This is a genomic window from Verrucosispora sp. WMMA2121, from assembly GCF_027460185.1.
Taxonomy (GTDB): Bacteria; Actinomycetota; Actinomycetes; order Mycobacteriales; family Micromonosporaceae; genus Micromonospora; species Micromonospora palythoicola.
The window spans coordinates 1510049-1529167 of record NZ_JAPZBH010000004.1 but is presented as its reverse complement, the minus strand read 5'-3'; the positions used below and the strand labels follow the sequence as shown (position 1 = coordinate 1529167).

The following is a 19119-nucleotide window of genomic DNA, read 5'->3' as shown; positions in this document are numbered from 1 at the left end:
AGGTCAGCCGAGTCGGCTCGCGGCGATAGAGTAATGAGGCGCGGACGCCCGTCCCGGGCGCTCGCGTATCCGGCCCCGCCGAGAGTCTTGACCACCAAGATCGAGTGCGCACGGCACGTGAGGAGCACGAGGGCATGTTCGAGCGGTTCACCGACCGAGCGCGACGGGTTGTCGTCCTGGCCCAGGAAGAGGCCCGGATGCTCAACCACAACTACATCGGTACGGAACACATCCTGTTGGGCCTGATCCACGAGGGTGAGGGCGTCGCGGCCAAGGCCTTGGAGAGCCTCGGGATCTCCCTGGAGGGCGTCCGCCAGCAGGTGGAGGAGATCATCGGCCAGGGTCAGCAGGCGCCGAGCGGGCACATCCCGTTCACGCCGCGGGCCAAGAAGGTGCTGGAGCTGTCGCTGCGCGAGGCGTTGCAGCTCGGCCACAACTACATCGGCACGGAGCACATCCTGCTCGGGCTGATCCGTGAGGGCGAGGGCGTCGCCGCCCAGGTGCTGGTCAAGCTCGGTGCCGACCTGAACCGGGTCCGCCAGCAGGTGATCCAGTTGCTCTCCGGCTACCAGGGCAAGGAGCCGGCCGCCGCCGGTGCCGCCCCGGGTGAGGCCGCGCCGTCGACCAGCCTGGTGCTGGACCAGTTCGGCCGGAACCTGACCCAGGCGGCCCGGGAGGGCAAGCTCGACCCGGTCATCGGGCGGGAGAAGGAGATCGAGCGGGTGATGCAGGTGCTCTCCCGCCGGACGAAGAACAACCCGGTTCTGATCGGCGAGCCCGGCGTCGGCAAGACCGCCGTCGTGGAGGGCCTGTCCCAGAAGATCATCAAGGGCGAGGTGCCCGAGACGCTCAAGGACAAGCAGCTCTACACGCTCGACCTGGGCGCGCTGGTGGCCGGTTCCCGCTACCGCGGTGACTTCGAGGAGCGCCTGAAGAAGGTGCTCAAGGAGATCCGCACCCGGGGCGACATCATCCTGTTCATCGACGAGATCCACACCCTGGTCGGCGCTGGTGCCGCCGAGGGCGCGATCGACGCGGCGAGCATCCTCAAGCCGATGCTGGCCCGTGGCGAGCTGCAGACCATCGGCGCGACCACGCTCGACGAGTACCGCAAGCACCTGGAGAAGGACGCCGCGTTGGAGCGGCGCTTCCAGCCGATCCAGGTCGGCGAGCCGTCGCTGGCGCACACCATCGAGATCCTGAAGGGTCTGCGGGATCGGTACGAGGCGCACCACCGCGTGTCGATCACCGACGCGGCGTTGGTGGCCGCGGCGACGCTGGCCGACCGGTACATCTCCGACCGGTTCCTGCCGGACAAGGCGATCGACCTGATCGACGAGGCCGGTGCCCGGATGCGGATCCGTCGGATGACCGCGCCGCCGGACCTGCGTGACTTCGACGAGCGGATCGCGCAGGTGCGTCGGGACAAGGAGTCCGCGATCGACGCGCAGGACTTCGAGCGTGCCGCGCAGCTGCGGGACAAGGAGAAGCAGCTGCTGGGTCAGAAGGCGCAGCGGGAGAAGGAGTGGAAGGCCGGTGACCTGGACGTCGTCAGCGAGGTCGACGACGAGCAGATCGCCGAGGTGCTGGGCAACTGGACGGGCATCCCGGTCTACAAGCTGACCGAGGAGGAGACCTCCCGCCTGCTGCGCATGGAGGACGAGCTGCACAAGCGCGTCATCGGCCAGGAGGACGCGGTCAAGGCGGTCTCGAAGGCGATCCGGCGTACCCGGGCCGGCCTGAAGGACCCGAAGCGCCCGTCGGGCTCGTTCATCTTCGCCGGCCCGTCGGGTGTGGGTAAGACCGAGCTGTCCAAGGCGCTCGCGGAGTTCCTGTTCGGCAGCGAGGACGCGCTGATCCAGCTGGACATGTCCGAGTTCCACGACCGGTACACGGTCTCCCGGCTGGTGGGTGCCCCGCCCGGCTACGTCGGCTACGACGAGGGTGGGCAGCTGACCGAGAAGGTGCGGCGTCGGCCGTTCAGCGTGGTGCTGTTCGACGAGATCGAGAAGGCCCACCCGGACGTGTTCAACACGCTCCTGCAGATCCTGGAGGACGGTCGGCTCACCGATGGTCAGGGTCGGATCGTGGACTTCAAGAACACGGTCATCATCCTGACCACCAACCTGGGCACCCGGGACGTCGCGAAGGCGGTCTCCCTGGGCTTCCAGGCGTCGGAGGACTCGGAGTCCAACTACGACCGGATGAAGCAGAAGGTCAACGACGAGCTCAAGCAGCACTTCCGGCCCGAGTTCCTCAACCGGATCGACGACACCATCGTCTTCCACCAGCTGCGTCAGACCGAGATCCTGTCGATCGTCGACATCATGATCTCCCGCATCGAGACCCAGCTGCGGAACAAGGACATGGGCCTGGAGTTGACCGACAACGCCAAGAAGTACCTCGCGGCGAAGGGCTTCGACCCGGTCCTCGGGGCGCGTCCGCTGCGTCGCACCATCCAACGCGACATCGAGGACAACCTGTCCGAGCGGATCCTGTTCAACGAGCTGACCCCGGGTCAGATCGTGTTGGTGGACTGCGAGGGCGACCCGAACGACATCGACAAGTCCAAGCTCGTCTTCAAGGGCTCCGACCGCCCGGTGGAGGTGCCGGACGCCGTACCGGCCGACCTCGGCGGCAGGACGGCCCCCGCGGGCGCGGACGAGTAGGTTCGTCGGCCGAAGCGACGGCGGCCCGGTGGCGAATGCCACCGGGCCGCCGTCGTCTGTTCGGGCGTCGATGCATCCGCCCGACCGAGCCGTTTATCCGTTTTGTGGGTGATTGTCGTGACGGCGGTCACGGTTTGCCCGGGCATGGACCGGTCCGTGAGGCCGTTGTACGCAGGAGTAACCGCGACGACCGGCTGGTAGGGCCGACCCGGAAATGCCGGGCCCGCCCAGGTCGTTGCGAACCCGGAGCAGGCGTACCACGCCGCCTCCATCCGACGCGGTACTCGCAACCTCCCATCTCCTGGTGTCGTGTCGATCCCCCGAGACGGAAGGAAACGATCATGACTGGTCCGATCCGTAAGGCCGCCCTGACCGCCGCCGGTGCCGTCTGCGCCGGTGGGATGATCGCCGGCCCGGTGGGCGCCACCGCCGCCCCGGCGAGTTCCGACCCACTGGCCGCCGTGACCTCGCGAGGGCACGGCAAGGGCGAGCGGCAGCTGACGCTTCGTTACGAGGCCCAGCCGAACTTCTACTACTGCGGTCCGGCCGCGGTGCGTAACACCTTGAGCATCCTGAACAAGGACGTTTCCCAGGACGACCTGGCCCGCGAGATGGGAACCACCGAGCGGGGCACCGACTCGGCCTTCCTGATCACCGAGGCGCTCAACCGGAAGGCCGGCAAGGACGTCTACCGCACGGTGGAGATCCCCGGTCAGGCCGCCGACCGGGCCGAGACCGACCGGTTGCGGGACGACGTCGTCCGCGCCGTCGACAGCGGGCGGGGCGTCGTGGCGAACGTCGTCGGCACCGCCACCGACCTCGACGGGGGCAGCCACACCTTCGACGGCGGCCACTACATCGCGGTGACCGGCTACCGCGACGGCGGCGACCAGATGAAGATCGCCGACTCGGCCGACGCCAGCCGGGCCGAGTACTGGATCAGCACCGACGCGCTTGCCGACTGGATCGCCAGCCGAGGCTATTCCGCCTGATCCGCCAGCCCGACACCGAGGGCCGGCCCCAGCCGGGGCCGGCCCTCGGTGCGCGTACTCAGCCAGTCACCGGTACTGGAGGGCCGTCGCCGACCAACCGGAACGACGTCGCACCGATCGGCTCGACCAGACCGTCGTCGACGAGTCCGGCCAGTGCCCGCGCCCGCTGTACGTCGTCGGCCCACACCTGGTCCAGGCGCTGGTGCGGCACCGGCCCGCTGGCCTCCCGGAGCACGCCGAGCAGCAGGCCGCGTACCTGGCGGTCAGTGCCGGCGTACCGCTGTGGTCGGCGGGTCGGACCGGCTGGCGCGGGGCGCCCCGAAGCCCGCCAGGCACAGGTGGACTCGACCGGGCACACCCCGCAGCGAGGCGCCCGGGCGGTGCAGACGACCGCCCCCAACTCCATGAAGGCGGCGCTGGCCAGGGCGGCGGCGGCCGGTTCGGCGGGCAGCAGTTCCTCGGCGGCGACCAGATCGGCCGGACGGGTGGTCGGGCCGGCATCCGGTTCACCGGCCACCGCCCGGCAGACCACCCGGCGTACGTTGGTGTCGACCACCGGGTGACGCTGGCCGTACGCGAAGGCGGCGACGGCCCGGGCGGTGTACGTGCCGACGCCGGGCAGGGCGAGCAACTGTTCCAGCCGGTCCGGCACCGCGCCGCCGTGCCGCGCCACGATGGCCACCGCGCACTCGTGCAGCCGCACCGCGCGGCGGGGATAACCGAGCCGTCCCCACATGCGGATCGCCTCGGCCGGGCTCGACCCGGCCAGGGCGGCCGGCGTCGGCCAGCGCTCCAGCCACGCCTGCCAGGCGGGCACCACCCGGGCGACCGGGGTCTGCTGAAGCATGACCTCGCTCACCAGGATCGCCCAGGGGTCCGCCTCGGGTCGGCGCCAGGGCAGGTCCCGCGCGTGCTGCTCGTACCACCGGCTCACCCGGCCGGCGAATGTGGGTTCTGTCATCGCGTCGCCGATGATGTCACGCGCCACGGTCCCGCCGTTCGGACGGTCGGGCGGGCCGACAACGACGACGCGTGCCGATCGGGCAGAATGCCCGGATGAACGAGCTTGCGATCACCGTCATCGGCCGAGACCGGCCCGGCATCGTGGCTGACGTCGCCGAGGTGCTCGCCCGGCTCGGAGCCAACCTGACCGACAGCACCATGACCCGGCTGCGGGGACATTTCGCGATGACCCTGATCTGCGTCGGCCCGGCCGCCGCCGAGGTCGAGACCGCGCTGGCGACGCTGGCCGCCGACGGTCAACTGCTGGCGACGGTACGCGAAGTGACGCCGGACGGTGAGACCGCGCCTGCCGGCGAACCGTACGTGATGGCGGTGCACGGCGCCGACCGGATGGGCATCGTGGCCGCGATGACCCGGGCGCTGGCCGAGGCCGGCGGCAACGTCACCGATCTGAGCACCCGACTGGCCGGGACGCTCTACGTGGTGGTGGCCGAGGTGGAACTGCCCCCGGGTGCGGCCGAGGCGCTCACCGGCCGGCTGGCGGAGGTGGCCGCCGGTCTCGGGGTCGAGGTGACCCTCCGACCTGCCGAACCGGACGTGCTGTGAGCGGCACATCGGACGCGCCGGATCGGGACGCGCAGCCCGACGCGTACGTGGGCCTGGGTGACTGGGTTCCCGAGGTGGTCGGCGCCGGCCGCGTCATCCCGGTGGTCTGCGCACCGGACCCGGTGCTCAGCCGGCCCGGAGGCGAGGTCGACCCGACCGCCGATGAGACGGTGCGACTCGCCGCCGACCTGATCGCGACCATGCGGGTGTCGCCGGGCTGTGTGGGCCTGGCCGCCCCACAGGTCGGGGTGAGCGCGCAGATCTTCGCGGTGGACGTCACCGGGCATCCCAAGACGGTCACCGGGCACGGCGTCTTCGTGCTCTGCAACGCCCGGGTGGTCGAGGCCACCCGCTGGAAGGCGGGTCGGGAAGGGTGCATGTCGGTGCCGGACCTGACCGGTGACGTGAAACGTGCGAGCCGGCTGGTGGTGGAGGGTGCGCTGCCCGGCAGCGCTGAGACCGTACGCCTGGTGACGGACGGTTTCGAGGCCCGCGCACTGCAACACGAGATCGACCATTGCGCCGGGCTGCTGTTCCTGGATCGGGTGGCCGGCGCGCACGCGATCTACCAGCGCAAGGTCTATCTCTGAGTCGGGCCGGACGGTGGCCCTGAGTGACCGCCGCCGGTGCGTACCGTCGTGAATGGAGGGTCGGATCCGATGGCGCGGGTGAGCCCCGGCGCGTCGCTGCCGCCCGCCGCACCGGCCGCCGCTACGGTGGGGTCATCATGCGTCTGACGGTCGGCCCTCTGCCTCCCACCGTGTACTGGCGGCGTCGCGCCGTCGTACTCGGTGCGGTGCTGCTCTTCCTGATTGTCCTGTTCTACTCGTGCAACGGGCCCACCGGGGGCAACGACGCGACCGGTGACGGCAAGCCCGACCCGGGCGTGGCGACCGGCACGCCGGATCCGACCGGGTCGGTGCTGACCCCGCAGACCGGTTCGCCGCCGTCCGGTGACGCCGGGGCCGACCCTGCGAATCCAGGGGGCGAGGGCGAGACCGCCGACGCGGGGGACGAGCCGGAGAATGAACCGAGCCTCAGCAATGACCCGCCGGCGGCCGATCCCGTCGTGGACGAGGGCAACTGTGCGGACACCGAACTCTCGGTGACCGCCGTGGCGTCGCCGGCGGAGGCCGCCTCCGGGGCGTCCGTGGACCTGAGTTTGAAGATCCGTAACAGGTCCGACCGGACGTGCAGCCGGGACGTCGGCGCGACCGCTCAGGAGTTGTACATCAAGGCCGGTGCCGAGGTGGTCTGGTCCTCGGACACCTGTGGCACGGCCGCCGGGTCGGACGTGCAGTCCTTCACCCCGGGCTTCGAACGCTCCTACCAGGTCAGCTGGAACGGCAGGGGCAGCAGCCGGTGCGCCAACGGCGTGGCGAACGGGCCGGTGGTGCAGGCCGGAAGGTACGAGGTCTTCGCCCGGGTGGGCACCAAGCTGAGCCAACCCGCGAAACTCGTCATCAGCTAGGCCGCTCTGCCGGGCCACCGGCGCGGCCCCGGCTCGTTCGGGTGCGACCCGGTCAGACGTAGCGTTCCAGGATGGACGCCTCGGCCAGCCGCGACAGCCCTTCGCGTACGCCGCGGGCTCGTGCGTCACCGACGCCGTCGACCGCCTGCAGGTCCTCCACTGTGGCGCCCAGCAACCGTTGCAGGCTGCCGAAGTGCACCACCAGCCGGTCGACCACGGCCACCGGAAGCCGGGGCACCTTGGCCAGCAGCCGGAAGCCGCGCGGGCTGACCGCGGCGTCCAGCGCGTCCGAGGCCGCCGGATAGCCGATCGCCTTGGCGACCGAGACCAGGTCGATCAGCTCGGTGGCACTCAGCAGATCCAGCTCGACGAGCGCCTCGTCGAGGGTCCGGGGCTTGCGGCCGGTGGGCAGGTAGTCCCGGATGACGAGGGTGCGGTCGGCGTCCACGCCGGCCATCAACTCGTCAAGCTGGAGGGCCAGCAACCGCCCGTCGGTGCCCAGCTCGACCACGTAACCGGCGATCTCGTCGGCGATCCGGCGGACCATCTCCAGCCGCTGCACCACGGCCACCGCGTCACGCACGGTGACCAGGTCCTCGATCTCCAGGGCGGAGAGCGTGCCGGACACCTCGTCGAGGCGGAGTTTGTACCGCTCAAGCGTGGCGAGTGCCTGATTCGCCCGGGAGAGGATCGCCGCCGAGTCGTCGAGCACATGCCGCTGACCGTTGACGTAGAGGCTGATGATGCGCATCGACTGGCTGACCGAGATCACCGGGTAGCCGGTCTGCCGGGCGACCCGCTCCGCGGTGCGGTGCCGGGTGCCGGACTCCTCGGTCGGGATGGTGGGATCGGGCATGAGGTGCACGGCCGCCCGCACGATCCTGGTGCCGTCGCTGGAGAGCACGACCGCGCCGTCCATCTTGCAGAGCTCCCGGACCCGGGTCGCGGAGAACTCGACGTCGAGCGGGAAGCCGCCCGTGCAGAGCCCCTCGACCACCTTGTCGTAGCCGAGGACGATCAGCGCACCCGTGCGACCCCGCAGGATCCGCTCCAACCCGTCGCGCAGCGCGGTGCCGGGTGCCATCAGGGCCAGGTTCGCGCGCAGCGGGTCACCGGCGACGCCGCCCCCGGTCACGCTCACGCTGATGGGTCGGGCGGGCGAGCCCACGGCAGCGGTGCGGGCGTGGGGCGTCGCGCCGGCTGGCTTGGTGGTATCGCGGTCGATCGGCACGGGCACAGTCTACGGACTGCCCTGCGGTGGGTGCTCTCGCGGTTACTGTGATGTGTCACGATTCCGCCCGCCCTGCCCGACCCGCCCGGTGGCCGGCTCACTCCGCCGACGCCCGCGCGGCGGCCTGCAACGCCGAGCGGACGTCGGTGACCTCGATCACGCGCATCTGCTCCGGGCCGGCGCCGGTGCTGGTGGGGCCGCAGCCGGGCGGCACGAGGGCCAGCCGGAAACCGAGCCGGGCCGCCTCGGCCAGTCGGCGCGGTACCGCGCCCACCCGCCGCACCTCGCCGGTGAGGCCGACCTCGCCGATCGCCACCAGGTGCGGGGCGATCGCCAGGTTGAGCCCTCCGGAGGCGACGGCGAGGGCGACCGCGAGGTCGGCGGCGGGCTCCACCACCCGGATGCCGCCCACGGTGGCCGCGAAGACCTCCCGGTCGTGCAGGGTGAGTCGTTCGGTACGGCGCTGGAGCACCGCGAGCACCATCGCCAGCCGGGCGGAGTCCAGCCCGGAGACGGTACGCCGGGGCGAGCCGGCCACGGTGGCCCCGATCAGCGCCTGCACCTCGGTGAGCAGCGCCCGACGCCCCTCCATCGCCACCGTCACGCAGGTGCCCGGGACCGGCTCGGAGTAACGGGTCAGGAACAGCCCGGAGGGATCGGCGAGGCTGCTGATGCCGCCCTCGTGCATCTCGAAGCAGCCGACCTCGTCGGCGGCGCCGAACCGGTTCTTGACGCCACGCACCATCCGCAGTGAGGAGTGCTTGTCGCCTTCGAAGTGCAGCACCACGTCGACCAGGTGCTCCAGCACCCGGGGACCGGCGACCTGGCCGTCCTTGGTGACGTGGCCGACCAGCACGGTGGCGACGCCGCGTTCCTTGGCGACCGCGACCAGGGCGGCGGTGACCGCCCGGACCTGGGTCACCCCGCCGGGAACGCCCTCGGTGCCGGTGGTGGAGATGGTCTGCACCGAGTCGAGGACGAGCAGGCCCGGCTTGACCGCGTCGAGGTGACCGAGCACCGCCGCGAGGTCACTCTCGGCCGCCAGGAAGAGCTGATCGTGCAGGGTGCCCATCCGCTCCGCGCGCAGCCGTACCTGGCTGACCGACTCCTCACCGCTGACCACCAGCGAGGGGCTGCCCGCTCCGGCGGCCCACTGTTGGGCGACGTCGAGCAGCAGGGTGGACTTGCCCACCCCCGGCTCCCCGGCGAGCAGCACCACGGCACCGGGCACCAGACCACCACCGAGGACCCGATCCAGCTCGCCGACCCCGGTCGGTCGGGCCCGGGCCGGTGCCGCGCTGATGGTGGCGATGGGCCGGGCCGGCTCGGCGGGCATCCGGGAACTCACCACGCGGCCCGAGACGGTCGGGCCGGTGACCGTGCACTCGACCACGGAGCCCCACTCGCCACACTCGGGACAGCGTCCCACCCACTTCGGTGGCTGATGTCCGCAGGCGTCGCACTCGTACGCGGGCCGGGGCTCGCGAGCGGCGGCCCGGCTTCGCGAACCGGCGCCCGCCCGGGACGGGGTCGATCGGGAGATGCTCACCCGGCGACGCTAACCCCCGGGTACGACGACGGCACCGTCGGCATGGCCGCGGTGCCGTCGGAACTACCTGGATCAGCTCGGTCGGCGTGGCCGGCCCGCCGTGCTCAGTGGCCGCCTTCGCCCTCGTACTCGGTGTGCCGCTCGATGACCGGCGACGGCTGCGGCAGCGGCGTGAGCGGCACGGCGATCGGCGCCGGGCTGGTGACGGTCTCGCCGCCGAAGTCGAAGGTCAGCGTGACGCTCTGGCCGGCGAGCAGGGTCTCGTTCAGCCCGAGCAGCTGAAGCACCTGCTCACCCTCGGTGTTGAGCTGCACGTAGCTCAGCGGGGGGATCTCGATCCGGGCCGGCGCGGACGTGGGCGACCCCGTCGGGCTGGGCGACGGGGAGTCGTCCGGCGAAGGGGAGTCGTCGGGCGAGGGGGAACCCTCGGGAGACTGCTCCGGCGAGGGGGAGGTGGTCGGCGACGGCGAGCCGGTGGGCGACGGGTTGGTCGCGGCGGCGACCGTGGTGAGCACCACCTCCCGGGCGTCCGGCGAGCTGACCGTCACCGTGACCGGATCCGGCGAGTCGTTGTAGAGGACGACGTTGAGCAGCGCGTTTTCGCCGGCCTGATAGCCCTCGGCACCGGGGTAGGCCAGCGCGGCGGCGCGTACGGCGTACCGTCCGTCGCCGGCCTCGAGGTTGACGCCCTGGATCGACGGGACCTTGTTGGCCGTCTCGGAGATCTGGCCGGCGCCGCATCCGGACAGCAGCAGCCCGGCTGCCGCCGCGATCCCGGGCAGCAGCACGGCAGCCCGCCGGGAACCCCTGATCGAGCGCCTCACGTCGGTCCTCCTCGTCACGATCACACCCGGCTCGCCGGCCGGAACCGCTGGCCATGCCCGCGCAGACCGGGCTCCAGGGTAGTTGGCGCTGATCGTGGCCCGCACGCCGACCCGGTGCGGCCAGCCGTCGGGGTGGAACTCAGACCAACCGACCGTTCGTGACCAGCAGGACGACGTCGATCAGGGCGACCAGCAGCACCGCGCGGAAGGCAGCCACCGGCCGGGCTCCGGCGTGCTCGCCGGTGCGGCCCGCGTACCAGGCCACGATGAAGATCACGACGGTGGCGGCGACCGCCGTGAGACCCACGCCGGTCGGCGGTCCGGGCGGCCCGAGCACGAGCGTGACGGTCGCCGCGATCAGCAGCCCGACAGCGGCCGCCCGGCTGCCCGCCGCGCCGAGCCGGTGCGGCAGCCCACGTACCCCGGTCCGGGCGTCGTCGGCGAAGTCGGGCAGCACGTTCGCGAAGTGGGCACCCGCGCCGAGCAGGGCCGCCGCGACGACCAGCCAGGCGGGGGGTGGCGGAGCGCCGGGCAGGGCCAGCACCACGAAGGCGGGCAGCGCACCGAAGGAGACCGAGTACGGCAGCACCGAGATCGGGGTGGACTTCAGCGGCCAGTCGTAGAGCAGCGCCGAGACCAAAGCGACGATGGCGCAGAGCGCCGCCGCCGGGTTCGTGGTCAGGGCCAGTGCCACGGTCGCGGCGGCGGCCACGGCGGCGGCCACCGCGACGGTACGCCGACCGAGCGCGCCGGCGGCCAACGGTTTGTCGGCACGCCCGACCATCGTGTCGCGGTCGGCGTCGAGCAGGTCGTTGGTCCAGCCCACGGTGAACTGGCTGGCCGCCACGGTGAGCACCACCGCGACGACGCCGCCGGGTGGATGCCCGACACCGACGGCGAGCAGACCGGCCACTGTGGTGACCGCCGCGGTCGGCTCCGGATGGCTCGCTCTGACCAGCCCTAACACCGTCGACGACATAACGGAAGTCTGGTCGTTACCGGGGAGTCGTGCCACGCTCGTTGCCATGCGTGACGCCGGCCTCGTGCTGCCCCGCAACGATCCGCGCCAGTACGACGACCTGGCGGACGAATGGTGGCGGCCGGACGGGGTGTTCGCCATGCTGCACTGGCTGGCCCGGGCGCGGGCCGCGCTGGTGCCCCCGGCGGCGCGACCCGGCGCGGTCCTGGTCGATCTCGGCTGCGGGGCCGGGCTGCTCGCCCCACACCTGGCCGGCAAGGGCTACCGGCATGTGGGGGTGGACCTGACCCGCTCGGCGCTGGCCCAGGCGGCCGCGCACGGCGTGACGGTGGTGAACGGCGACGCCACGGCGGTACCGCTGGTGGACGGCTGTGCCGACGTGGTCGCCGCCGGAGAGCTGCTGGAGCACGTCCCGGACTGGCGGGCGGCGGTGGCCGAGGCGTGTCGCCTGCTGCGCCCCGGTGGTCTGCTGGTGCTGGACACCCTCAACGACACCGCGCTGGCCCGGCTGGTCGCGGTCCGCATCGCCGAGCGACTGCCCACCGTGCCGCGCGGCATCCACGACCCTCGGCTGTTCGTCGACGACCGAGAGTTGGTCGCCGAGTGTGCCCGGCACGGCGTCGACCTGCGGATCCGTGGTGTCCGGCCCGGGGTGCCCGGGCTGCTGCGGTGGCTGCTGCGGCAGGTGACGGGCGCGGCGACCCCGGCCGGTCAGGCACCACGCATCGTGTCGACCGGGTCGAGGGCGGTGCTCTACCAGGGTCACGGGGTGCGCGACGGATAGCTGATCCAGGTGAGGGTATGGCAATGGCCGAAGAGGGGGTTCCATCCATGACCGAGCGCAGTGGAGCGTCGGCGGCGGCCCGGCGACTGGCGCCCCGGCTGGCGGCGCGCGCCACCACGCACGACCGGGACGGCTCGTTTCCGGTGGACGACTTCGCCGACCTGCGCGAGGCGGGGCTGTTCGGTCTGATGGTCCCGGCCGAGCTGGGTGGCGCCGGTGCCACCTTCGCCGGGTACGCGGCGGTGGCCACCGAGTTGGCCCGCGGCAACGGTGCCACCGCCCTGGTGTTCAACATGCACGCCTCGGTGACCGGTGCGCTCGGCGCGGTCACCGAGGAACTGGCCGAGGCGCTCGGCGTACCGGCGGAGGCGCTGGCCGCCCGTGACCGCCTGTTACGGGCGGCGGCCGACGGGGCGTGGTACGCGGTCGCGATGAGCGAGCGGGGCGCGGGTGCCCGGCTGTCCCAGCTCGCCACGGTCTACGAACCGGTCGACGGCGGCTGGCGGATCAAGGGCAGCAAGACCTTCTGCTCCGGTGCCGGCCACGCCGACGGCTACCTGGTGGCGGCCCGTAGCGCCGCCGACCCCTCGGTGGTCTCGCAGTTCCTGGTTCCGGCCGGAGCGGGGCTCACCGTCGAGTCGACCTGGGACGCTCTCGGCATGCGCGCCACCGCCTCGCACGACCTGCACCTCGACGTGACCGTCGGGACCGACCGGCTGCTCGGCGGGGTGGAGGGGCTGGCCCTGGTGGTGGCCCAGCTCATGCCGCACTGGCTGGTGGCCAGCTATGCGGCCGTCTACGTGGGGGTGGCCCGGGCGGCGATCGACGCGGCGGCGGAACACCTCAACACCCGCAACCTCGCCGGGCTGCCGGCGGTACGCGCCCGGCTCGGTCGTGCCGACGCCGCTGTGGCGGCGGCGGAGCTGGTGGTCGCCGAGGCGGCCCGACGGGTGGACGAGGCACCGGGTGACGAGGAGACCAACCGGTGGGTGTGGCGGGCCAAGCTGCTGGCCGGCACCACCGCGGCGGAGGTGGCCGCGTCCATGCTGGAGGCGGCCGGCACTTCCGCCACCCGACGGGGTCATCCGCTGGAACGCCTGTACCGCGACGCCCGCTGCGGGTCGCTGCACCCGGCGACCTCCGACGTCTGTGCCGACTGGCTCGGCATCGCCGCGCTCGGTGGTGACCCGGACCGGGACGGATCGAGTCCTCGTTGGTGAGCGTGAGGGAATCAGCTCGCGGGCCTGGCGGTCGTGGATCGGCGCGGGGTCGGCGGGCGTGAGATGTGAGCGTGCGAGAGGAAGGTGGGACCGTGTCCGTACCGGTTATCGCGGGCCTGGGCACGGCCCATCCGCCCTCGGCCGACCAGCGGGAGTTGTGGGAGAAGTTCTTCTCCCGGCACTTCTCCGGCTCCACCCGCGCCCTGGCGGAGCGGATCTTCGCGCATTCCGGGGTGACCCGGCGGCAGGCGGCGGTCAACCCGCTGCTTGAGGACGTCTCCGACTGGCCGACCGAGCGACGGATGCTCCGTTACCAGGTCGAGGCGTTACCGCTGGGCAAGGAGGCGGTCGGCCGGGCGTTGACTGCCGCCGGACTGGATGCCCGGGACGTCGGTCTCTTCGTCGTGTGCTCGTGCACCGGGTACGCCACCCCCGGGCTGGACATCCTGCTCGCCCGGGATCTGGGCATGGCCGCGACGACCCAGCGGATGTTCGTCGGTCACATGGGCTGCTACGCGGCGCTGCCGGGGTTGGGTGCGGTGGGCGACTTCGTCACCGCCCGGGGCCGTCCCGCACTGCTGCTCTGCGCCGAGTTGACCAGCCTGCACCTGCAGCCCTCCTCGGCCCGGATGGACACTCAGCAGATCATCTCCCACGCGCTCTTCTCCGACGCCGCGGTCGCCGCGGTGGTCGTGCCCGGCGGGCGGGGGTACGCCGTACGTGAGGTCGCCTCGGTGACCGACACGTCCACCGCCGACCACATGACCTGGGAGGTGACCGACACCGGTTTCCGGATGGGGCTGTCACCGAAGGTGCCGCAGGTGCTGTCGGCGCACGTCCGGGGGCTGGTCGACGAGGTGCTGGCCCGGCACGGCACCCACCGGTCGGAGGTGGACGGTTGGGCGGTGCACCCGGGCGGCCCGCGCATCCTGAACGTGGTGGAGCGGGAGCTGGGGCTGGCACCGGCGGCGTTGGCGGCGTCCCGGGAGACGCTCGACGAGCACGGCAACTGTTCCTCGCCGACGGTGCTGTTGATCCTCGACCGCCTGTTCCGGTCGGCACCGGCACCGCGCCGCGTGGTGATGCTGGCCTTCGGGCCTGGCCTGACCCTCTACGCCGCCCTGCTGGAACGGCACGCCTGACCAGTCGACAGAGTTACTCTCCAAGGATGGACGTCGATGCCATCCATCAGCTGCGCGGAGCCCTGCTGGCCGCCGTCGGGGTGGGGGTGCTGACCCTCGGCGGCTGGTGGTGGCAGGTGCAGGCACCGCAGGCGCGAAGCGACACGGGTGTCGTGCCGGGCGGGTCGTCGTCCGCCACGTACTGGCGGGAGAACCCGGTCACCGGCGCCGTGGTGCCCGAGCCGACCTCCTCGGTCCTGGTCGACCCGCGTACCGGCGCGGTGGTCGGCACGGACGGCCCACCGGTGGACGGCACCGTCACGAGTTCCGCCGTCGCGGACGGCTGGCGGGGCGCGACCGAAGCGGTCTGGACCGAGTCGGCACGGCTCAGCCCAGGCGGCGCGGTGGTGCGGCAGACCCGGCTGGAGCGCGGCGAGCGGCACCTGCTGTGGCTGCGCTGCACCGGCCCGGGTGAGCTGCTGGTGGCCGTCAGCGGGGCCCGGTCAGCGGCCCCGATGACGGTGGGCTGCGACGGTGGGCAGGTCCTGATGGAACTCACCGGCACCGGCGCGGCGGCCCGGTTGTCGTTCTCGCCGGCCGGGTCGCAGCCGGTCCAGATCGAGGCCCGGCTGGTCGTCCTGACCTGATCAGTCCCGGCGGGCCTGGGCGCAGGGCGGGATCAATCGGCCAGTCGGGACAGTTCGGCGTGGTGGTCGGCGACCGAGGTGACCTCGGGTACCACCAGGGTGATCCGGCCGGAACGGTCGGCGAGCACGGCCGTCACGCCGAGCTGGCCGGCCGGCAGGTGCAGGAACGCGCGGAGGCCGCCGGCCGGGTCGGCGAGTGCCCGCACCGATGTCCCCGGCGGTGCCGCCCGTGGCCGGGCGCCCGCCACGGTGACCACGTTCACCCCCGGCGGCACCGCGCTCGCCGCGTCGGTCACCTGCTCCGGACAGGCACAGCCGTCCACCAGCAGCACCACGACCGGCAGCAGCCCGCGTAGCGGCACCGGTGACTGCCCGCCGTCGACCAGGTCGAGCGCGGGCAGTTGGCGTCCGGTCAGCTGCGCCGGTGCCGGGTCGGGGGTCCCGGTGGCCGCCCCGGTCCGGCCGGCCCGGGGCCAGGTGACTGCGGCCAGGCCGGCGAGGGTGGTCAGGACGGCGACGATCAGCACCAGCACCGGGCCGGTGGGCGGACGCCAGCGGCGGCGGTCCGCAGCCGCCCGCCGCAGCTCGCGACGGACCTGTTCGGCCTCGTCGGCCAGTGCGGCCAGGTCGTCCGGGATGACCACCCGGCCCCACTCCGGCGGCAGGTCGGGCAGCCCGGGACCATCGGCGTCAGCCTTGCCCATTACGACCCCCTGGAACCTCGTGGGTGCGCGGACGCGGCACCCCTCAAGCGTCCCGCACCGGGCCGGGTACCGCTACCGCTGCCCGCGTCCGGCTGCGGCGGGATACCATGGAACGGGTGCGTAGCCCTTGATCTCCAGCGGGTGTGTTGCCGCGCCTCGGCGCTTGTTCTCCCGGATCTCCACGTCGACGACGGCGGTGTCCGGGGGTCATCCCAAGGTTACGCAACGTGTTCGAATCATCGTCTGGATGGTCTGTCAAGCCGAAGAAATACCTCTCACAGGGCCCCTGAGCTGCGCCAACGGTCAGGACAGCGGTGAGACATCGGTGCCTGAGCGTGTTACCCTAGACACAGCGAAAGGGGTTTCGAACCTATGGTTTTCAGTGTCGGCGAGACCGTTGTTTACCCCCACCACGGGGCCGCACTCATCGAGGCAATCGAGACTCGGGTCATCAAGGGCGAGCCCAAGCAGTACCTCGTCCTGAGGGTCGCGCAGGGTGACCTGACGGTCCGGGTACCGGCCGAGAACGCCGAGATCGTGGGTGTGCGCGAGGTGGTTGGCGAAGAGGGCCTCGGCAAGGTCTTCGACGTTCTCCGGGCTCCACACACCGAGGAGCCGACCAACTGGTCGCGGCGTTACAAGGCGAATCTGGAGAAGCTGGCCTCCGGCAACCCGCTGAAGGTCGCCGAGGTCGTCCGCGACCTGTGGCGTCGCGAGCGGGAGCGAGGGCTGTCCGCGGGTGAGAAGCGCATGCTCGCCAAGGCCCGCGACATTCTGGTCGGCGAGGTCGCGCTGGCCGAGAAGAGCACCAAGGACGAGGCGGAGACGTTGCTCGACAAGGTGTTGACGGAGGCCTAGTCCGCACCGCATCGTCGTACCCGATTCGTAGCGAACAAACCGTCGAGGACCGCGACGTGACCGCGCAGCTCAACCCGTGCGGTGACGTCGCGGTCCTCGTGCCTGCGGCCGGTGCCGGCGTACGCCTCGGGCCCGGTCGACCGAAGGCCCTTCGGTTGCTGGCCGGTGAGCCGCTGCTGGTGCACGCGGTCCGTCGGTTGTCCGAAGCCCCCTCGGTGCACAGCATCGTGGTGGCCGCGCCGGCGGCGGAGGTGGCGGCCGTGCGTGAGCTGCTCGCACCGGTCGCGCCGGTGACCGTGGTGCCCGGTGGCGCGGAACGGCAGGCCTCGGTGGCTGCCGCGCTCGCGGCGGTACCCGCCGGTCCCGAGATCGTCCTGGTGCACGACGCGGCCCGAGCGCTCACCCCGCCCGCACTCGTGGAGTCGGTGGCCGCGGCGGTCCGGGCGGGCCACCACGCGGTGATCCCGGTGCTGCCGGTCGTCGACACGATCAAGGAGGTCGACGCGGACGAGATGGTGCTCGGCACCGTCGACCGGGCCGCGTTACGCGCCGTGCAGACTCCCCAGGGATTCCGCCGGGCGGTGCTGACCGCCGCTCACGCCGCCGCCGGCGACGCCCTCACCGACGACGCGGGGCTGGTGGAGAAGCAGGGCGTGGCGGTGCACTGCGTGCCCGGTTCGGAGCACGCTCTGAAGATCACCAGACCGTTCGACCTGGCGCTGGCCGAGCACCTGCTGGCGACCGGGCGGTAGCGCGTACCCTCGGCTCATGATCGTTCCTCGGGTGGCCATCGGGACCGACGTGCACGCCTTCGAGGCCGGTCGGCCCTGCTGGGTGGCCGGTCTGCACTGGCCGGGGCAGGACGGCCTGGCCGGGCACTCGGACGCCGACGTGGCCGCCCACGCCGCCTGCAACGCCCTGCTATCCGCCGCCGGCCTGGGTGATCTCGGCACCAACTTCGGCGTCGGGCAGCCCGAGTGGGCCGGGGTCAGCGGGGTGGCCCTGCTCACCGAGACGGCCCGCCGGGTACGCTCCGCCGGCTTCGCCATCGGCAACGTGTCCGTGCAGGTGGTGGGGGTCCGTCCGAAGATCGGCCCACGTCGGGACGAGGCCCAGCGGGTGCTGTCGGAGGCGGTCGGCGCGCCGGTCACGGTCTCCGCCGCCACCACCGACGGCCTGGGCTTCACCGGGCGCGGTGAGGGACTCGCCGGGATCGCGGTCGCCCTGGTGTACGAGCAGCCGAGCGCCTAGGCTCGCCGCGATGTCCGCCGACCCGCCCGCCGCCGACGGCTACCTCGAACGTGCCACGCTCCTGGCCGAGCTGGGCCGCTACGACGAGGCCGCGGCAGAACTCGGCTTCGCGCTGGCGCTCGACCCGGCCGCCGCCGAGGTGTCGACCATGTTGGCCCGGGTGCACCTGGCGGCCGGCCGGCCGACCGAGGCGCTCGCCGCCGCCGAGGCCGCGGTGGCCGCCGCGCCGGGCCAGGTGCCCCCGCTCGTCGCCCGTGGGCTGGCCCTCGGCGATCTCGAACGGTACGCCGAGGCCGCCCGCACGGCAGACGAGATCCTGGCTCTGGGTCCGCAGGACGCGTACGCCCAGCGCAGCGCGGCGGCGATCCTGGCCGGCTCGCGCAACGGCCAGCCGGCGTTGAACGCGGCCTGGCGCGCGGTGGAGCTGGCCCCCGAGGAACCGCAGGGCCACCTGGTGCTGGGGTTGGTCGCGGCCAACATGCGAATGTACGACTTGGCGGAGCGGGCCTACCGGGAGGCGCTCCGGCTGGACCCGCGCCTGGCGGAGACGGCCGACGACGTCGGGGTACTGCGGCTGGAACAACGCCGGTGGAGCGCCGCGCTGGAGCGACTTGCCGAAGCGGCGGTGGCGAACCTGCCGCCGACCGATCCGCGCCGCGCCGACGAGGTGCCGGACGAATCGACCCGGCCGGACGCGGCCGGCGACGATCCGGACCGGCCCGGACGTGACCCGGACGAGCCGGGGCGTTCGGCTGCTGGCGACGTCGACGCCAGCCGTCCCGCCGGACCGGAGGACCGCCCGAGCCCGCCGGTGCCGGGCGCAGACGTACCCACCGGCGGGCCGGTGACCGGCCGTGCCGCAGACCCGGAGTGGGGGCGTGGCGAAGCCGGGCCGGGCGGGCCGGATCACCTCGGCACCGGGCCGGTCGTGGCACGCCGGCCGGTGCCGGCGGCACTGCGGCAGTTCGTGCTCTGGGGCGCCGGTTGGTCGGCGGTCGCCGCCACCGTGGTCGCCTGTTCGACCGCGACCGGCTCCGGATTCTCCCGGCTGCTGGCGGTGGTGGCGGCCGCTGGCGGCGGCGTCGTGCTCTGGCAGCAGGCGTCCCGGCTGCCCGGACTGACCCGGACCGTGCTGCCCGTGCTGCGGCGCACCGACCGTCCGCTCGTCCTGGTCGTGTACGCCGCCGCAGCGGCACCGGTGCTGATCCTGCTCTACGCCCTGACCGGCAGCCCGTGGCCGCTGGTCCTGG

Annotated in this window: 18 protein-coding genes and 1 pseudogene; 13 read left to right on the top strand and 6 right to left on the bottom strand. The window is 72.6% G+C overall.

The features are described from left to right. Positions 1-134 precede the first annotated feature (134 nt). Entirely contained in the window at positions 135-2669 is a 2535-nt protein-coding gene (locus O7605_RS07805; protein ID WP_269738751.1) for an ATP-dependent Clp protease ATP-binding subunit, read from the top strand. Positions 2670-3007: 338 nt separating this feature from the next. Beyond that, complete coding sequence (locus tag O7605_RS07800; protein ID WP_269738750.1) at positions 3008-3661, top strand: C39 family peptidase; 654 nt, start codon at positions 3008-3010, stop codon at positions 3659-3661. Between the two features lie 58 nt (positions 3662-3719). Here the strand turns inward: O7605_RS07800 and O7605_RS07795 are convergent, their stop codons facing one another. Further along, positions 3720-4622 carry an A/G-specific adenine glycosylase gene (locus O7605_RS07795; protein WP_269738542.1) on the bottom strand — a complete coding sequence of 301 codons (903 nt, stop codon included), beginning with the start codon at positions 4620-4622 and terminating at the stop codon, positions 3720-3722. A 95-nt stretch (positions 4623-4717) separates the two neighbouring features. On the opposite strand from O7605_RS07795, the gene O7605_RS07790 reads away from it, so the two are divergent. The 3 genes from O7605_RS07790 to O7605_RS07780 all read left to right on the top strand — a co-directional run bounded on the left by O7605_RS07790 (position 4718) and on the right by O7605_RS07780 (position 6701). Continuing rightward, a complete protein-coding gene (locus O7605_RS07790; protein ID WP_269738541.1) occupies positions 4718-5230 on the top strand; it encodes a glycine cleavage system protein R in 513 nt (170 codons plus the stop codon). Further along, positions 5227-5820 (top strand): peptide deformylase, encoded by a 594-nt coding sequence (locus tag O7605_RS07785; RefSeq protein WP_269738540.1) that lies wholly within the window; start codon positions 5227-5229, stop codon positions 5818-5820. Before O7605_RS07790 ends, O7605_RS07785 begins: the two co-directional genes overlap by 4 nt. A 137-nt stretch (positions 5821-5957) precedes the next feature. Beyond that, positions 5958-6701: a hypothetical protein gene (locus O7605_RS07780; protein ID WP_269738539.1), complete on the top strand. Its 744-nt coding sequence runs from the start codon at positions 5958-5960 to the stop codon at positions 6699-6701. Between the two features lie 52 nt (positions 6702-6753). On the opposite strand, the gene disA is transcribed toward O7605_RS07780, so the two are convergent. From disA to O7605_RS07760, 4 genes are all read right to left on the bottom strand, one after another. Then, positions 6754-7932, bottom strand: coding sequence for a DNA integrity scanning diadenylate cyclase DisA (disA, locus tag O7605_RS07775; protein WP_269738538.1), 1179 nt, complete (start codon positions 7930-7932; stop codon positions 6754-6756). Positions 7933-8029: 97 nt separating this feature from the next. After that, complete coding sequence (radA, locus tag O7605_RS07770; protein ID WP_443083886.1) at positions 8030-9481, bottom strand: DNA repair protein RadA; 1452 nt, start codon at positions 9479-9481, stop codon at positions 8030-8032. A gap of 104 nt (positions 9482-9585) precedes the next feature. Beyond that, on the bottom strand, positions 9586-10305 hold the full coding sequence (locus tag O7605_RS07765) for a hypothetical protein (RefSeq protein ID WP_269738537.1): 720 nt from the start codon (positions 10303-10305) through the stop codon (positions 9586-9588). Positions 10306-10444: 139 nt separating this feature from the next. Continuing rightward, a complete protein-coding gene (locus O7605_RS07760) occupies positions 10445-11284 on the bottom strand; it encodes a UbiA family prenyltransferase (RefSeq protein ID WP_443083885.1) in 840 nt (279 codons plus the stop codon). 46 nt (positions 11285-11330) lie between these two features. On the opposite strand from O7605_RS07760, the gene O7605_RS07755 reads away from it, so the two are divergent. The 4 genes from O7605_RS07755 to O7605_RS07740 all read left to right on the top strand — a co-directional run bounded on the left by O7605_RS07755 (position 11331) and on the right by O7605_RS07740 (position 15056). After that, on the top strand, positions 11331-12068 hold the full coding sequence (locus O7605_RS07755) for a methyltransferase domain-containing protein (protein WP_269738535.1): 738 nt from the start codon (positions 11331-11333) through the stop codon (positions 12066-12068). Positions 12069-12115: 47 nt separating this feature from the next. Beyond that, the gene (locus O7605_RS07750; protein WP_269738534.1) at positions 12116-13288 is read left to right on the top strand and encodes an acyl-CoA dehydrogenase family protein; all 1173 of its coding nucleotides are present in this window, start codon (positions 12116-12118) and stop codon (positions 13286-13288) included. A gap of 92 nt (positions 13289-13380) precedes the next feature. Then, positions 13381-14430, top strand: coding sequence for a type III polyketide synthase (locus O7605_RS07745; RefSeq protein WP_269738533.1), 1050 nt, complete (start codon positions 13381-13383; stop codon positions 14428-14430). Positions 14431-14456: 26 nt separating this feature from the next. Further along, positions 14457-15056 carry a hypothetical protein gene (locus O7605_RS07740; protein ID WP_269738532.1) on the top strand — a complete coding sequence of 200 codons (600 nt, stop codon included), beginning with the start codon at positions 14457-14459 and terminating at the stop codon, positions 15054-15056. A gap of 32 nt (positions 15057-15088) precedes the next feature. Here the strand turns inward: O7605_RS07740 and O7605_RS07735 are convergent, their stop codons facing one another. After that, the gene (locus O7605_RS07735; protein ID WP_269738531.1) at positions 15089-15760 is read right to left on the bottom strand and encodes a hypothetical protein; all 672 of its coding nucleotides are present in this window, start codon (positions 15758-15760) and stop codon (positions 15089-15091) included. A 372-nt stretch (positions 15761-16132) separates the two neighbouring features. Between O7605_RS07735 and O7605_RS07730 the strand changes: the two genes are divergently transcribed. From O7605_RS07730 to O7605_RS07715, 4 genes and pseudogenes are all read left to right on the top strand, one after another. After that, on the top strand, positions 16133-16618 hold the full coding sequence (locus tag O7605_RS07730) for a CarD family transcriptional regulator (protein WP_007073334.1): 486 nt from the start codon (positions 16133-16135) through the stop codon (positions 16616-16618). Positions 16619-16674: 56 nt separating this feature from the next. Then, the gene (gene ispD / locus O7605_RS07725; RefSeq protein ID WP_269738530.1) at positions 16675-17370 is read left to right on the top strand and encodes a 2-C-methyl-D-erythritol 4-phosphate cytidylyltransferase; all 696 of its coding nucleotides are present in this window, start codon (positions 16675-16677) and stop codon (positions 17368-17370) included. Between the two features lie 16 nt (positions 17371-17386). Further along, positions 17387-17869 carry a 2-C-methyl-D-erythritol 2,4-cyclodiphosphate synthase gene (gene ispF / locus O7605_RS07720; protein WP_269738529.1) on the top strand — a complete coding sequence of 161 codons (483 nt, stop codon included), beginning with the start codon at positions 17387-17389 and terminating at the stop codon, positions 17867-17869. A 10-nt stretch (positions 17870-17879) separates the two neighbouring features. Further along, positions 17880-18494, top strand: a pseudogene (locus O7605_RS07715) (tetratricopeptide repeat protein); the annotation flags it as partial. Between the last annotated feature and the right edge of the window lie 625 nt (positions 18495-19119).